Below are 16,565 nucleotides of genomic sequence, written 5' to 3'. Positions count from 1 at the left end.
ATTGAACCGCCGTATACCGAACGGTACGTACGGTGGTGTGAGAGGTCGGAGCCTAACGGCTCCTCCTACTCGATTTGAGCAATTAATTAGTATTTCTTATAAAAATGCTGTACAATTAAATTGTGCACAAATTAATTAGGAGGAAGAGTTATGGTTAACCGAAAACGAATCCTAGAAGAACAGCTATGCTTTTCAATATACACTGCTTCGCGAGAATTCACCAAATTTTACAGACAGGCACTAGAACCTTTTCAACTTACTTATCCGCAATACCTAGTCCTTCTAGCGCTCTGGGAAGAACCAAGGCAGTTAGTAAAAGAGCTAGGAAGTCACCTATCGCTAGACAGCGGAACGTTAACGCCGATGTTGAAGCGAATGGAAGGCATGGAACTAATTGAACGATCTCGTAGTAAAGAGGATGAAAGAAAAGTGTATATTGAACTTACAGAAAAAGCTATAGATATGGAGTCAGCTGTTTTAGAAAGCGTGGCCGATTGTATTTCCAAGCTGGCATTCACAGAACAAGATTATAAACAGCTGTTACATGGAATAAAAGAATTGACGAGCAAAATTCAAGAAAATAATGGAGGAAAGAAGCATGAAAAAATTATATGAAACAACTGTAATCAATACCGGTGGACGTAAAGGAGAAGTACATTCTCCAGATAATATTTTCTTTCAAGACATCGCATCACCAAAAGAATTAGGCGGTGAGGGTGGTTCAGGCTCTAACCCGGAGCAATTATTCGCAGCAGGCTATTCCGCATGTTTCAATAGCGCGTTAGAACTTGTGATGTCCAAACAAAAAATCGAAGCGGCGAGCACGGTAGAGGGAACAGTATCACTATATAGCGATCCCGAAGATAACGGCTTTAAAATTGGTGTTGTTCTAGCCGTTCATATCGAAGGCGTTGATGCAGAAACCGCACACAAATTAGTTGAAACAGCGCATCAGGTTTGTCCATACTCCAAAGCAACACGTGGCAATATCGAAGTAGAATTAAATATTATATAAAAAATACCGTCATGGCTTTTTCGCAAAAGTCACGACGGTATTTTTTCACTTATTTTCTTCTTTTCCGACCAAGCCCAATTGCATTTTCCATTTTCTTCAATGTTTTATTAGCTACACGAGCAGCTTTTTCAGCACCTTGATCTAAAATATCATCTAGTTCAGGAGACTTTAAGAAATGTTCATAGCGCTCTTGAATGGGGGCTAATTCATTCACAACCACCTCAGCAAGATTCGATTTAAAATCACCGTAGCCCTTGCCTTCATACTTCGCTTCAAGTTCTTTAATCGATTCACCAGTTATAGCAGAGTAAATCGCCAATAAGTTCGAAATGCCAGGCTTATTTTCCTTGTCAAATTGTACAATACCAGAAGAATCCGTTACAGCGCTTTTAATTTTCTTTGTAATGATATTCGGCGGATCCAACAAGAAAATCGCATTCTTTTTATTGTCGTCTGATTTACTCATTTTACGCGTTGGATCTTGAAGTGACATCACTCGAGCGCCTTGCTCAGGTACATAAATATTAGGAACAACAAATACATCGGTATCTTCATTCTTCTTATTAAAGCGCTCTGCCAAATCACGCGTCAGTTCGATATGTTGCTTCTGATCATCACCAACAGGTACCAAATCTGTTTGATACAATAAAATATCTGCGGCCATCAAAGGCGGGTACGTCAGCAACCCAGCACTCACACCAGCTTTACCTGTTGATTTATCCTTAAACTGAGTCATCCGCTCAAGTTCTCCAATATACACATTGCACTGCAAAATCCAAGCTGCTTGCGCATGTGCTGGAACTTCCGATTGAATAAATAAAGTCGATTTCTCTGGATCAAGTCCAACCGCCAAATAAAGCGCAGCAAGATTACGAATACTTTGGCGTAACTTCAACCGATCTTGAGGAACCGTGATGGCATGTTCGTCCACGATACAATAAAAACAATCATATTCCTCCTGAAACTGTCCAAACTGTTTTAAAGCCCCGATATAATTCCCTAAAGTTAAATCCCCACTTGGCTGAATTCCTGAAAAAATTGTCTGCTTCATCCTTATTCCTCCTCTTTCACTCAACAAAAAAACGCCCATCCCAATTATCAAAATAGGGACGAACGTTATATCCGCGGTACCACCCTAAGTGTTCCATTAAGAAACCACTTAGCGAAATGAAAAATCATTCCTAGAGTTAACGGTCTAACCCGTCATTTGCTACTTCAATATTCACAAATGATGCCAAAGAACCCATTCAAGCAAAGTCGTTATCTGTTCTCACCAACCACAGACTCTCTAAGAAACGTTACTTAGCCCTACTCTTTTCCTTGCTAACACATCTTCCTTATATAAATCAATAATACCAAAGCAACAGCATCGCGTCAATGCATCAACTGTAATAAACGGCTAGCGCAATAAAGCTTGTCGCAAGCACTGTAAGCGAGCTAAGCAAAAGGCTCACATATCCAACATTCATTAATTCAGATAGAGGAACATCCGCGAATTCGCTCTCCTCTTCTCGTCGCATTCTCCTTGTAATTTTGCGCATGCCAGTATGTATCAAATCTAAGAATCCAGACTGCATTATATAAAGTATTAGACCTACTACAAATACAATTGCTGCCACAATAAAGGAAACATTTATATAGTAAAGCAGCGAAATATTCCAGTAAAAAGAAAGCATCAGAAAAAATATCAAAATCTCCTGAATCACAGCAAAAATAATTACACGCTTGAGCAAATATGTCACCTTCCAATCCGAAATTCTATTCTAACTCTATCATAAAATCTGTCAGAATACCATGCCACAATCAAGTTATTCGTAATAAATTTCTGTTACTTTAACACGTCAAAAGACCAACGCGCACAAGGTATTTGCATTTATGTAAAAAAATAAAAGTAATCAAATTTATAAAAAATACTTTATTTTTCTGAAAAAATAGTATATAGTAATTCTACACTCTAAAGAGGGAGAGGATTAAGTTATGAAGTTGAAGAAAAGTTGGGTATTAATACTGATGCTAGGCATTATGTCCGCAGTACTTGTAGCATGCGGAGGAGGAGATAGCACGAAAGAAGATGTCAGCAAATCAGGCAAGAAAACAGTTAATCTCATGGAATCAGCTGAAATTCCATCAATGGATTCCAAAAAAGGAACAGACGGTGTAAGTTTTACGGCTCAAAACACGGTTTTCGAAGGTTTGTACTATTTGGATAAAGAAGATCAAGTACAACCAGGCGTTGCAAAAGAAGATCCACAAATCAATGACGACCAAACTGTTTACACAATCAAACTGCGCGATGATGCCAAATGGTCAAATGGCACACCCGTAACAGCCAATGATTTTGTATATTCTTGGAGAAAAATAGTAGATCCAAAAACTGCTGCAGAATACGCTGTTATTTTCAGTGGAGTAGTTAAAAATGCATCTAAAATAACAGCTGGCGAAATGAAACCAGAAGAATTAGGTGTAAAAGCAATTGATGACACAACACTTGAAGTAACATTGGAACAACCAGTACCGTATTTCCACTCGCTCCTAACGTTCCCAACATTCTATCCACAAAATGAGGAATACGTTGAGAAGCAAGGCGCAGACTATGCAAAAGATAGTGATCACATGATTTATAACGGTGCATTTACGATGAAAGGCTGGACAAACACTAGTAAATCATGGTCTTATGAGAAAAACAGTAAGTATTGGAACAAAGGTGACATTAAATTAGATAAGATTAACCTACAAGTTATTAAAGACCCAGGAAGCGCCGTTAACCTTTACACGACAGGGAAATTGGATCGTGCTACACTTTCTGGCGATTATGCAAAACAAAAACAAAGTGATGCAGACTTCACATCAAGTCTAGATGCATTCGTATACTTCTTGAAATTCAACCAAAAACTAGATGGTAAAGCGACTATTTTTGCAAATGAAAATGTTCGTAAAGCCATTGCTACAGTTATTAATAAAGAAACAATGGTAGATACAGTTCTAGCAAATGGTTCTGAGCCAATTGATGGACTAGTACCATCGAAATTTACGTTTAACCCAGTAACAAAAGAAGACTTCCGTAAAGAAAATGGTGATTTAATAACATACGACAAAGCAAAAGCGCAAGAGTACTGGAAAAAAGCGAAACAAGAATTAGGTCAAGACAAAATCACGATTGAATTCCTAGGCGATGATCAAGAGTTCAGCAAGAAAATGGCTGAATACATTCAAAGCGAACTAGAAACAAACCTAGACGGCCTAAAAATCAATATCAAAACCGTACCATACAAATCACGTTTGAAATTGGATGAAACACAACAATACGAATTACAACTATCACGTTGGGGCCCAGACTATCAAGATCCATCGACATTCCTAGGTGTATTTGAAACAACAAGTAGCTATAACCGTTCAAGCTACTCAAACCCAGAATACGACAAACTACTAAAAGAAGCAGCAACAACACTAGCAACAAAACCAGAAGAACGTTGGAATGTATTACTTCAAGCAGAGAAAATCCTGATTGAACAAGATACAGCTATTGCACCACTTTACCAAAACGGTGTAGCAGCATTACAGAATCCGAAGATGTCAGGATTCGTGACGCATTTATTCGGTGCTCCATACTCGTACCAATGGATTGACATTAAATAGTAAGGCAGACATGAAGCGCGCTCCAAATTCAATTTTGGAGTGCCTTTCTGCTATCATTAAATTGGAAATGAAACCCTGAAAAGTTCGAATATCTAACAAAGGTAGTTAAATTTTCTATCATTGGAAAAATCACTAGAAATGGCGTATATTAAGGGTTTGTAAAGTTTTTTTTAAAGTTTCTTTATTTTTTAGTGTGTTTATGTAGACAGATGACGAAAAAAAGTATATAAATAAATATAATCCTACTGAATATTGGTGGATTGTTTTTCGAGTGACTATACTTTCAAAAATTAAAATTGTTTTCGAGTGCGTAGCATGTTTGGAACAGTGAAGCTTTGGAAGATATTATTTTAACCGATTTATTTATTCAGAAAACTTAATAAAAGGGAAAAGTTAATTGTAAGAGAGTCTAGCTGAATAATTTCATTAGTCTGTATGAACACGAAGTGTGCGTAATAGGCTAATTGGGTTATCTTGCGCTAATTTTGCAATAACTTATAACTTTCATCCTTGTTTTCGTATATTTCGAAAAAATAATTTACAAAGCTTAAATTTTTAGAGTATAATAGTAATCGAAATGATTTTTCTGAAAAATAAAAAAGGGAGGTTTACTAATGAAAAAATCTAAATTGTTTTTAGTTTTAGGATTAACATTAGTACTAAGCTTAGTACTGGCAGCATGTGGAGGCGGAAGCGATTCCAAATCTGGTGGAGGCTCAGGTGATTCCAAGCAAGAATTAAACTTGATGGAGTCAGCACTTATCCCATCAGCAGACAGTACAAAAGCAGATGATGCAGTTGGATTAAACGTAATTAACCAAACAAACGAAGGTTTGTACGCACTTGACAAAGATGGTGTAGCACAACCAGCGGGCGCTACTGAGAAAGCAACAGTAAGCGATGATAAAAAAGTTTATACATTCAAACTACGTGATGACGCAAAATGGTCAAACGGAGATCCAGTAACAGCAAAAGATTATGTATATTCATGGCAACGTGCAGTTGATCCAAAAACAGCAGCAACTTATTCCTACTTATTTGATGGATTAGTTCAAAATGCCTCTGAAATCATTAAAGGTGAGAAAAAACCTTCTGAATTAGGCATTAAAGCAGTTGACGACAATACATTAGAAGTAACACTGGTTCAACCAGCAGCTTACTTCGATTCATTATTGGCATTCCCGACATTCTTCCCACTTAACCAGAAGTATGTTGAAAGTAAGGGTGACAAATACGCTTTAGATAGTGATAGCATCCTTTACAATGGACCATTCAAATTAACAGATTGGAACGGAACAAGTAAAACTTGGGCGTTCGTACCTAATGACAAATACTATGATAAAGACAAAGTGAAGCTTGATAAAATCAATGTACAAGTAGTTCAAGATCCTGGAACTAGCGTTAACTTATACAACACGAATAAACTAGACAAAGCGCTATTATCAGCTGAATATGCCGTACAAAATAAAAATAAAGATGACTATGCTGTAGAAGAAGAATCTTCTGTATTCTACATTAAATTTAACCAAGAACGTAATGGTAAGAAAACACCGTTAGCAAATAAAAATATCCGTAAAGCATTGGCACTATCTGTTGATAAACAAAGCTACGTGGATACAGTTCTACAAAATGGTTCTATCCCAGCAAATGGTTTAGTTCCTAAGAAATTCACTTTCGACCCTAAAGATAACAAAGACTACCGCGATGAAGTTGGCGATGTTGGCGTTTATAACTTAGATGAAGCGAAAAAAGCATGGACACAAGGTTTGAAAGAGTTAGGCGTTACGTCTCTAAATCTTGAGTTTACAAGTGATGATACTGAAAATGCTAAGAAGTCAAGTGAATTCTTGCAAAACCAATGGGAGAAAAATCTTTCAGGTCTTAAAGTATCACTTAAAAATGTACCATTCAAAATCCGTTTAGCAAATGACCAAAAACAAGATTATGACTTCTCACTAAGTGCTTGGGGTCCTGATTATCAAGATCCATCAACATTCTTGAACTTGTTCAGAACTGGTAACACACAAAACAGAATGAGCTATTCTAACCCAGCTTACGACAAAATTATCGATCAAGCAGCAGGTCCGCTTGCTGGCGATACACAAGCTCGTTGGGATGAAATGCTTAAAGCTGAACCAATCCTTATCGATCAAGACTATGCGATTCAACCGCTTTACCAACGTGCGAAAGCATTCCTGCAACAACCATACGTAAAAGATTTACAAAAGAATGCGTTTGGTCCAGACTATACATTCAAAACAACGTATATTGATGGAAAATAAGTTTGACACACATTGAATGAAGAAATGCTTGACTGTAATTCGAGAGAGTATATTCTATATACTCTCTCTTTTAATGATGACTAAGGATGTGTTACATATCCAAATAGTAAAATGACAAGAGATTTCAGTTTATTATGCTCGAGTCCAGAATAATCAAAGTGAGTTTTTAGATAACTCGGTATATTTTGGTGTGAGGAGGGTGTGTTTAAACTTCATGAAAAACGACAAATCATCTTTTTCAGGACTAAAATAAATGCACAAGCTTAAAAAACAATGAATTGAGAAAACAAAGCTCGCTATGGTTGCAGGCTTATGATAAAATAAGAAAATATTCTACAAAATAAATTTTTCGGGGGGTGTAGAGATGATTAAATATGGATTGAAACGGCTCTTATATATGGTTATTACAATGTTTATTATTGCAACAGTGACATTCATTTTAATGCAATATCTACCAGGTTCACCGTATAGAAATGAAGCTAAAATGACACCAGAACAAATTCAAATGATGAATGACCAGTACGGACTAAACGATCCAGTACCAGTACAATACCTTCGCTACATGGGAGGCTTATTACAGGGGGATTTAGGGGTATCCTTCCAATTGGATAATCGCCCTGTCTCAGAAATACTAGGAAATTTAATTGGCCCATCGATTACAATTGCTGTTGAGGCTATTGTCTTCGGTTTACTATTTGGTATTATACTAGGCGTTATTGCTGCCATGTTCCAAAATAAGTGGCCGGATTATACTAGTACGTTTATTGCGATACTTGGGAAATCGATACCGTCCTTCGTATTTGCTGCGATGCTACAATACTGGATTGGAGCTAAACTACAATGGTTGCCAGTTGCTGGTTGGGGTACGTTTGAGTACACCATTTTACCTGCGCTCGCGCTCGCCATGTTCCCACTCGCTACCGCCGCTCGTTTTATGAGAACAGAGCTGATTGATGTGTTTGGTTCAGATTATGTGCTACTCGCTAAAGCCAAAGGGAATAATCGAGTTGAGGTGGCCTGGAAACACGCCATTCGTAATGCTTTAATTCCGCTTATTACTGTTATCGGCCCGCTTACTGTAGCCTTGATGACAGGTTCACTTGTTATTGAAAACATCTTTGGTATTCCAGGAATCGGAAGCCAGTTTGTTTCATCTATACAGACCAACGACTATCCTGTAATTATGGGAACTACGCTACTCTTTGCGGGTATGCTTGTTTTCGTTATTCTAGTGGTAGATATTCTTTACGGATTGATTGACCCTCGTATCCGTGTGTCGGGAGGTAAATAATTATGACAGAACCAAAAATTTCAAAAGAATTATTCCAGCCCGCGCATATGCAAGAATCAGAACACGAGAAAATTCTCCGTCCAAGCCTTACATTTATGCAAGATTCTTGGATTCGGATTAGAAAAAATAGAGCCGCGCTAGTAAGTATTATTGTGCTTGCCCTTATTGTCATTATGGCTTTTGTCGGTCCACTTATTTCTGGATATACGTATTCAGAACAAACGACAGCAAATGCGTCACTGCCTCCTAAAGTTCAAGGTTTTGAGAATATGCCGTTTTGGAATGGTAAGCAAAATATTGGTGGCGAAGAAGTAGACGTTTATAAACAAAAAAATGTACCTGAAGGAACGTATTATTGGTTCGGAACGGATACACTAGGCCGTGACCAATTTACACGTGTTTGGAAAGGAACGCAAATATCGCTATTTATCGGTTTTGTAGCCGCGTTCTTTGACTTAATTGTCGGTGTAACATACGGTATGATTTCTGGCTACTCTGGTGGCCGTGTCGATAACTTTATGCAACGTGTGTTGGAGGTTGCTTCGGCGATACCAAACTTAGTTGTTGTTATCCTCATGTTGCTCGTACTAGATCCCGGTATTATGTCCATTATCATTGCAATTGCGATGACCAGTTGGATAACAATGGCTCGGGTTGTACGTGGACAAGCTTTGAAATTAAAAGATCAAGAATTTGTATTAGCTTCTAAAACGCTTGGTGGTTCGACACCGAGTATTCTATTCAAGCATTTGCTACCGAACGTATCTGGTGTTATTATCATCAATGTTATGTTCAGTATCCCAAGTGCGATATTCTTCGAGGCCTTCTTAGGATTTATTGGTTTAGGTATTCCGGCTCCGCAAGCATCACTAGGAACGCTTATTAGTGAAGGATACAAGACATTGCAAGTATTACCTTACATGGTTCTTTATCCAACACTCGTACTATGTATTATCATGATTGCATTTAACTTAATTGCTGACGGCTTACGTGATGCGTTTGATCCGAAAATGCGTGATTAAAGGTGAGGTGAGGAAAAATGGAAAAACTGTTAGAAGTAAAAGACCTGCATATTTCGTTTCATACGTATGCCGGTGAAGTAAAAGCAATCCGTGGCGTGAGCTTTGATCTTATTAAAGGTGAGACGCTAGCTATTGTTGGTGAGTCTGGCTCGGGTAAATCCGTAACGACAAAGTCCATCATGCGCCTATTACCAGAAAGCAATTCCAAAATTAAATCAGGAGAAATCCTATTTAACGGTATAGACATCGCGAAAGCATCTGAAAAACAAATGCAAAAAATTCGTGGAAAAGAAATTTCGATGATTTTCCAAGATCCGATGACCTCATTAAATCCAACAATGACCATCGGCAAACAAATTGCAGAACCAATCATCAAGCACCAAAAAATTAGCAAAAAAGAGGCATTGAAAACAGCGCTTCGTTTGCTTCAATTAGTTGGTATTCCCAATGCTGAAGAACGTTTGAAACAGTATCCGCATCAGTTTTCGGGTGGTATGCGTCAACGTGTTGTTATTGCGATTTCGCTTGCGTGTAACCCACAGATTCTGATTGCCGATGAGCCTACAACAGCGCTTGATGTTACGATTCAAGCACAAATTTTGGATTTGATGAAAGACTTACAGAAGAAGATTGATACGTCGATTATCTTCATTACGCACGACCTTGGTGTCGTTGCGAACGTAGCAGATCGTGTAGCAGTTATGTATGGCGGCAAAATCGTTGAAATTGGAACAGTTGATGAGATTTTCTATAATCCGCAACATCCTTATACGTGGGGACTTATTAGCTCGATGCCAACTTTGGATACGGACGAGGAGGAACTGTTTGTTATTCCAGGTACACCTCCTGATTTGTTGGATCCTCCAAAAGGTGATGCGTTCGCGGCTCGTAATAGATACGCAATGCAAATCGATTTAGAACAAGAGCCACCAATGTATAAAGTTTCTGATACACATTATGCAGCAACTTGGTTGTTGCATCCAGATGCACCAGAAGTAACGCCTCCTGATGCCGTATTACGTCGTCAAGAACAATTTGCAACGGATCATCCTGGTATGCAAGCTGTTCACGCGAAGGGGGTTGAAGTAGATGGCTGAGAAACTACTCGAAATTAAGAATTTAAAGCAATATTTTAATAAAGGAAAAGCCAGTGAAGTTCGTGCTGTGGACGGTATTTCTTTTGATATTTATAAAGGAGAAACACTTGGTCTTGTAGGAGAATCTGGTTGTGGGAAATCAACAACCGGACGTACGATTATTCGCCTCTATGATGCAACAGATGGCGAAGTATTGTACGATGGCGAGAATGTACATGGTCGCAAATCACGTACAGAAATGCACGAATTCCGTCGCAAAATGCAAATGATTTTCCAAGATCCATATGCTTCGCTTAATCCGCGTATGAAAGTAAAGGATATCATTGCAGAAGGAATTCGTATTCATGGTTTAGCAAAAACACCATCCGAGTTAACGAATCAAGTGTATGAGTTATTAGAAACGGTTGGTTTGAGCAAAGAACATGCTGGGCGTTATCCACATGAATTCTCTGGTGGACAGCGCCAACGTATCGGGATTGCTCGCGCGCTTGCTGTTCAACCAGAATTCATCATTGCCGATGAGCCAATTTCTGCACTTGACGTTTCGATTCAAGCACAAGTCGTGAATCTATTAAGACAGTTGCAAAAAGAAAAAGGCCTGACTTATTTGTTTATCGCACATGATTTGTCAATGGTTAAATATATTAGTGATCGTATCGGTGTTATGTATTTTGGTAAATTGGTGGAATTAGCACCTGCTGACGATTTATATCGCGCGCCGTTACATGCTTATACAGAATCACTACTTTCTGCGATTCCATTACCTGATCCTAACTATGAGCGTACTCGTGTGCGTAAAACATATGATCCAGCGATTCATAATTATACTGGAAATGAAGATTTGCAGATGCGTGAAATTGCACCAGGTCATTTTGTGTATTGCTCTCCTGAGGAAGTAGCTACTTACCAAGAGAAGCATGCAAAGCTGACTGCGGAAGCCGCTGAAACTGTAGTAGAATAATTGATAAAAGCCATCCTGAATTTTCGGGGTGGCTTTTCTAGTAGCATTTTAACAAAATTCTCATTTATTTTTAATGTAAAGGTTTATTTTTTCATCGGATTCTTGTTTTAAAGCGGTATAGTAAGGGTAACATACATATAACGAGCAACTTTCAATCTGTGTGAGTTGGATAACTTTTTTTAAAATAGTGTATTGCTTTTTGCTATTTTGGTGTATAATGAAAGTAGGTCTTAAAAGAGATCGTTTCCAATAGATATATTGTTAGGAAATTCGTTACATTGAATGAAACAATAAACCAATAAGGAGTGTGAATGTCTAATGGTAACGTTATACACTTCACCAAGTTGCACGTCTTGTCGCAAGGCTCGTGCATGGCTAGAGGAACATGATATCCCGTACAAAGAGAGAAATATTTTCTCGGAGCCGCTAAGTTTAGGCGAAATTAAAGAAATTTTACGAATGACAGAGGATGGTACGGATGAGATCATTTCCACACGTTCTAAGACATTCCAAAAATTAAATGTGGATTTAGATAGTTTACCGCTTCAAGAATTATTTGAACTAATCCAAAAAAATCCAGGTTTGCTACGTCGCCCAATTATTATTGACGAGAAACGTTTGCAAGTAGGCTATAACGAAGATGAAATTCGTCGTTTCCTACCACGTCGCGTTCGTACGTACCAATTGCGTGAAGCACAAAAACTGGTTAATTAATCTGATTTGAACTACCAATGCTTTTTTAGGTATTGGTAGTTTTTTTGGAGCAGATTAGGATTTTGATGGGTTATTATCATAATTTTTTTATAAATATAGGCTTTTTCGAGCAATTAAGGAGTTTCTACTCTTGAATTATGGGTAAATATAGGCTAAGATGGTATTCTTCAATAAAATAATGGTTCTTAGGAAAATCAAATATTAGCCGTTTTTTTTGAAGTAGGCTACAATGAAATTAACAACAAATGAATTACCCTTCATTGTCAATGTTGAAGATGGAAGGGAGAGTGTGTGACGATGGAAATTGAACGTATTAATGAGAACACAATAAAGTTTTATATCTCTTATATGGATCTGGAAGAACGCGGATTTAATCATGAAGAAATTTGGTATGATCGCGAGAAAAGTGAGGAGCTTTTCTGGGATATGATGGATGAGCTTAAGTATGAAGAAGAGTTCTCTCCTGATGGACCGCTCTGGATTCAGGTACAAGCTTTGAAGCACGGTTTAGAAGTGCTAGTTACGAAGGCTAACCTAGGTAAAGGTGAATCTGGTTTTGAGATTAATATGGATCAAGCGGATGAACTAGCCGAGGAGCGTATTGAGAAACTATTAGAAGAGCATTTTACTCCTACCAAAATTACGGACGGTGGGGACGATGATACGTTAGAATTTATTTTACAGTTCCGCGAATTTGAGGACTTGATTACCCTGTCTAAAGCGACTGGGCTTGATCAGTTATCAACGAAACTGTACCACTACAAAGATAGTTATTATCTGTACGTGGAGTTTCCAGAAGCGAAATTTGATGAAAAAAACATTGACAATGTAGTCAGTATTTTATTAGAGTATGGCGATGAAACAAATTTGACTGGGTATGTTCTTGCCGAATATGCTAAAGTTATCTTTGATGATCCTGCCTTGCCACAAGTAAAGAAATATTTTAACTAAAAAAGCTTTTTGGCTCGATTTGCGTTGTGAAAAATACGTGAATCGAGTCTTTTTGCGTTTATTGAATAGTAGGGAGGAGTTACGAAGGATAGGGCGAATATAGTTAATATACAGATTGTGAGAGGCAGTGATGACTATATTTACCGCAAAAGATCAAGATGGACGAGATATTGTTGTGACACGTGGAAATGCGGCTTTTTTGAAAGCAGAGAAGAATCAGTATACGTGTGGCTGTTGTGAAGAAAAGTTAATTCTGAAGGCAGGTGAGATTAACATACCTCATTTTTCACATCTGGCCTCTAGTAAGTGCCGATTTGCTTCGGAAGGTGAATCTGAACGGCATTTAAATGGGAAAAAATATTTTTTGGAGTGGCTGATTTTGCAAGATTTTCAAGTGGATGTAGAGGTATATTTACGTGATATAAAGCGTCAGGCGGATATTCTTGTGGACGAACGCACTGTCATCGAATATCAGTGTTCTACGGTTTCTGTGCATGAACTGCGACAGAGAACGGAAGACTATCATCTAGCAGGACTTTGCGTCCATTGGATTCTTGGCCAAGATATTCGGATGGTGAAGGGGAGATATTATTTAACGACTTTTCAACAGGCCTTTATTAAGCAGAAAGCGAATTTAGGATATTATTTGGTGCAATATTTGCCGGAAATAAATCGTTGGACGTTGCTATATCATATTACGATGGATACAACGAATCGTTTTTATGCGCGATCAATGACGTTTGATGGACGTGAGAGGCTTGATGTGATTAAGAAAGCGATAGGGCGGATTAAGTATGCGACTTTTTATGTGAAGCGAGATTTAGCTTTTGAGAGACAGAAACAGTGTTATTTCTATACGCGATTTAAGAAGCAAAGCTTGTTTCTGAAGGACTTGTATGAGCAGGGCTATTATTTGCAGCATTTGCCAATAGAAATCGGTGTTTCATTACCCATGCAATTTAGAGTGAAGACACCGGCGATGGAGTGGCAGTTTTATTTATGGCGTGATTTTTTTCGAGTGATGGATTGTGAAGACTCTTTTCAGCTGGATCATTTGCTCACGGTTTTTGCGAATAATGTAGTTCCGATGCCACTTATTTGGGATGAGGACCGTACTGAGCTTTGTTTAGCCTATTTGCAATTTCTTTGTAAGCAAGGAATTTTACGGAGAAGTGGTGCGGGATATTATACGATGTCTAAGCAGATGAAAGCACTGGTGAACGATGAGGCGTTTTTTTTGGATAGCTGATTTTTGCATTTTCATTTGGATTAGCTCATAATGAATGAAAAAGTAATTATTGGAGGTATTAGATTTATGAGTGAGAAAAAAATAGCTGCATTGCCAACTCGAGAAGAAGTACCGGTTAGTGCAACATGGGATTTAACGACAATTTTTAAAAATGATGATGCGTGGGAGACTGATTTCGCGCAATTAAAAGATAAAGTGAAGGAAGCTAAGGCTTTTCAAGGCAAACTGAGTGATAGCAGTGACAGCTTGTTGCAGGCTTTGCGGTATCGAGATGAGTTGTATGATCGTTTGGGAAATCTTTATGTTTACGCGCATTTGAAACAAGATCAAGATACAACAAACACCACATATCAAGGGTTAAATAGTCGGGCGGGGAGCTTGTTGACGGAAGCATCTGCGGCCATTTCGTACTTCGAACCAGAAATATTGGCGATGGACGAGGCGATATTGAAAGATTTTATAGCAGAAAATAAGAATTTACAGCTTTATGCCCATTTATTAGAAGAAGTGAATTTGAATCGTCCGTATGTGCTGTCTGAGAAGGAAGAGGCATTGCTTGCACAGGCAGGAGAGGTTTTAGGGAATGCATCGCGAACGTATAGTATTTTGAATAATGCTGATATGAAATTTCCTGTAATTGAGGACGAGAACGGGGATCAAGTGGAAATTACGCATGGTCGCTATGGCAAGATGATGGAAGGAAAGAATCGTGATGTTCGTAAAGCTGCATTTAAAGGAATGTATAGTGCTTATGATAATTTGAAGAATACGATGGCAACTACATTAACTGGTCAAGTGAAGAAAGGAAATTTCTATGCAAAAGTTCATGGTTACGAGTCGGCGCGTCATGCAGCATTGTTTGGGAATCATATTCCTGAGGCTGTGTATGATTCATTGATAGAGGCTGTAAACAATCAGTTACCATTGTTACAGCGCTACGTTGGATTGCGTAAGGAGTTATTGAAACTAGATGAATTGCGTATGTACGATATGTATACGCCACTTTCCACGGATGTGCATTTAGCGTTTACGTTTGAAGACGCGAAAGATATTGTTTTAAATGGTCTTGCGCCGCTTGGAGAAGAGTATCAAGCTATTTTGAAGGAAGCTTTTGATAATCGCTGGATTGATGTTGTGGAGAACAAAGGGAAGCGTAGCGGTGCCTATTCGTCAGGCGCGTATAGCACGAGTCCATATATTTTGATGAACTGGCAAGACACGATTGATAATGTATTTACATTGGCACATGAGTTGGGTCATAGTGTGCACAGCTACTATACACGGGAAAATCAACCATTTGTTTATGGTGATTATTCGATTTTCTTAGCAGAAGTAGCTTCGACGACGAATGAGAATTTATTAACGGATTATATGTTAAAGAAATATGATGACCCGAAAGTGCGGGCATATTTGTTGAATCATTATTTGGATGGATTTAAGGGCACGGTATTCCGCCAAACGCAATTTGCAGAGTTCGAGCATCTCATTTATCAAGCAGATCAAAGAGGTGAGGCTTTAACAGCTGAATTTTTGACGGAGAATTATTTTGCGATGAATGAGAAATATTATGGTAACGAGATAGTATATGATGAGGAGATTGGGCTTGAGTGGTCGCGCATTCCACATTTCTATATGAATTACTATGTATATCAGTATGCTACAGGATTTAGTGCAGCATCGGCGCTCAGTGACCGCATTTTACATGGTGGTGCAGAAGCTGTTGAGAAATACCTGGCATTTTTGAAAGCAGGAAGTTCTGATTTTCCGATTGAAGTGTTGAAAAAAGCGGGCGTAGATATGACTACAGCGAAGCCCGTTACAGATGCATTGAAGGTATTTGAACAACGATTGAACGAGCTGGAGAAATTAGTTAAGTAGTGGTTATAAGCTTTTGTTTGTGAAAAATGTTAGACGTGAAAAATAAATTTATTTTGGTATGATTGATAAAATAGGGTTCTTTAATGAGAATCCTATTTTATTGTTTTTGGATGAAATAGTAGTATTTTTGCTATTTCAGACATTTGAGAAGCTGGAAAGCAGGCATTTCAAGAATAATAGATGAAAATGCACGACTTATTATTAGATAGTGACTATTTTTATTTACGAATAAGGATTATCAAGGGGATATTAATTATAGATTTTATTAAAATAAAGTTTGTGAAATGTTGAATTATTCATTTAGGTGTGTTATATTATTGAAGTGAAATAAATCACAATACAAATACCCCCTTTATTTGATTGTGTGAATTTCTCCTTTTGATTGCGCTGAGAAAGAGTCTGAGACAAAAGGTTCTCTGACCTAGAAAAATACGTATCCAAAATCTGCATTTAGATTTTGGATACGTAT

General features: G+C 38.1%; 14 protein-coding genes and 1 other annotated feature. Of the genes, 12 read left to right on the top strand and 2 right to left on the bottom strand.

Going from position 1 to position 16,565, the window contains the following annotated elements:
- Positions 1-150: 150 nt before the first annotated feature.
- Both R8925_RS14705 and R8925_RS14700 read left to right on the top strand, forming a co-directional pair.
- The gene (locus tag R8925_RS14705; RefSeq protein ID WP_430536540.1) at positions 151-615 is read left to right on the top strand and encodes a MarR family winged helix-turn-helix transcriptional regulator; all 465 of its coding nucleotides are present in this window, start codon (positions 151-153) and stop codon (positions 613-615) included.
- A complete protein-coding gene (locus tag R8925_RS14700) occupies positions 599-1,015 on the top strand; it encodes an organic hydroperoxide resistance protein (protein ID WP_430536539.1) in 417 nt (138 codons plus the stop codon). The genes R8925_RS14705 and R8925_RS14700 overlap by 17 nt, the downstream gene beginning before the upstream one ends.
- Positions 1,016-1,064: 49 nt before the next feature.
- On the opposite strand, the gene trpS is transcribed toward R8925_RS14700, so the two are convergent.
- Both trpS and R8925_RS14690 read right to left on the bottom strand, forming a co-directional pair.
- Entirely contained in the window at positions 1,065-2,066 is a 1,002-nt protein-coding gene (gene trpS, locus R8925_RS14695) for a tryptophan--tRNA ligase (RefSeq protein WP_430536538.1), read from the bottom strand.
- Positions 2,067-2,117: 51 nt separating this feature from the next.
- Positions 2,118-2,349 (bottom strand) — a binding site (T-box leader).
- A 48-nt stretch (positions 2,350-2,397) separates the two neighbouring features.
- A complete protein-coding gene (locus R8925_RS14690; protein ID WP_430536537.1) occupies positions 2,398-2,748 on the bottom strand; it encodes a DUF3899 domain-containing protein in 351 nt (116 codons plus the stop codon).
- Positions 2,749-2,992: 244 nt separating this feature from the next.
- Between R8925_RS14690 and R8925_RS14685 the strand changes: the two genes are divergently transcribed.
- The 10 genes from R8925_RS14685 (at position 2,993) to pepF (ending at position 16,096) form a co-directional block, all read left to right on the top strand.
- Positions 2,993-4,651: a peptide ABC transporter substrate-binding protein gene (locus R8925_RS14685; RefSeq protein ID WP_430536536.1), complete on the top strand. Its 1,659-nt coding sequence runs from the start codon at positions 2,993-2,995 to the stop codon at positions 4,649-4,651.
- Positions 4,652-5,265: 614 nt separating this feature from the next.
- On the top strand, positions 5,266-6,933 hold the full coding sequence (locus R8925_RS14680; protein WP_430536535.1) for a peptide ABC transporter substrate-binding protein: 1,668 nt from the start codon (positions 5,266-5,268) through the stop codon (positions 6,931-6,933).
- Positions 6,934-7,297: 364 nt separating this feature from the next.
- On the top strand, positions 7,298-8,224 hold the full coding sequence (gene opp3b / locus R8925_RS14675; protein ID WP_036072286.1) for an oligopeptide ABC transporter permease: 927 nt from the start codon (positions 7,298-7,300) through the stop codon (positions 8,222-8,224).
- Between the two features lie 2 nt (positions 8,225-8,226).
- The gene (opp3C, locus tag R8925_RS14670; protein ID WP_430536534.1) at positions 8,227-9,246 is read left to right on the top strand and encodes an oligopeptide ABC transporter permease; all 1,020 of its coding nucleotides are present in this window, start codon (positions 8,227-8,229) and stop codon (positions 9,244-9,246) included.
- A gap of 17 nt (positions 9,247-9,263) precedes the next feature.
- Positions 9,264-10,343: an ABC transporter ATP-binding protein gene (locus R8925_RS14665; protein WP_430536533.1), complete on the top strand. Its 1,080-nt coding sequence runs from the start codon at positions 9,264-9,266 to the stop codon at positions 10,341-10,343.
- Positions 10,336-11,304, top strand: coding sequence for an ABC transporter ATP-binding protein (locus R8925_RS14660; RefSeq protein WP_430536532.1), 969 nt, complete (start codon positions 10,336-10,338; stop codon positions 11,302-11,304). The genes R8925_RS14665 and R8925_RS14660 overlap by 8 nt, the downstream gene beginning before the upstream one ends.
- 318 nt (positions 11,305-11,622) lie before the next feature.
- The gene (spxA, locus tag R8925_RS14655) at positions 11,623-12,018 is read left to right on the top strand and encodes a transcriptional regulator SpxA (RefSeq protein WP_036059428.1); all 396 of its coding nucleotides are present in this window, start codon (positions 11,623-11,625) and stop codon (positions 12,016-12,018) included.
- Between the two features lie 297 nt (positions 12,019-12,315).
- Positions 12,316-12,969 (top strand): adaptor protein MecA, encoded by a 654-nt coding sequence (gene mecA / locus R8925_RS14650; RefSeq protein WP_430536531.1) that lies wholly within the window; start codon positions 12,316-12,318, stop codon positions 12,967-12,969.
- Between the two features lie 130 nt (positions 12,970-13,099).
- Entirely contained in the window at positions 13,100-14,218 is a 1,119-nt protein-coding gene (locus R8925_RS14645) for a competence protein CoiA family protein (protein ID WP_430536530.1), read from the top strand.
- 66 nt (positions 14,219-14,284) lie between these two features.
- The gene (pepF, locus tag R8925_RS14640; RefSeq protein ID WP_430536529.1) at positions 14,285-16,096 is read left to right on the top strand and encodes an oligoendopeptidase F; all 1,812 of its coding nucleotides are present in this window, start codon (positions 14,285-14,287) and stop codon (positions 16,094-16,096) included.
- Positions 16,097-16,565 lie beyond the last annotated feature (469 nt).

It is taken from the genome of Listeria rocourtiae subsp. hofi (assembly GCF_963575615.1).
Taxonomy (GTDB): domain Bacteria; phylum Bacillota; class Bacilli; order Lactobacillales; family Listeriaceae; genus Listeria_A; species Listeria_A hofi.
This window is presented reverse-complemented; position numbering and strand designations above follow the sequence as displayed.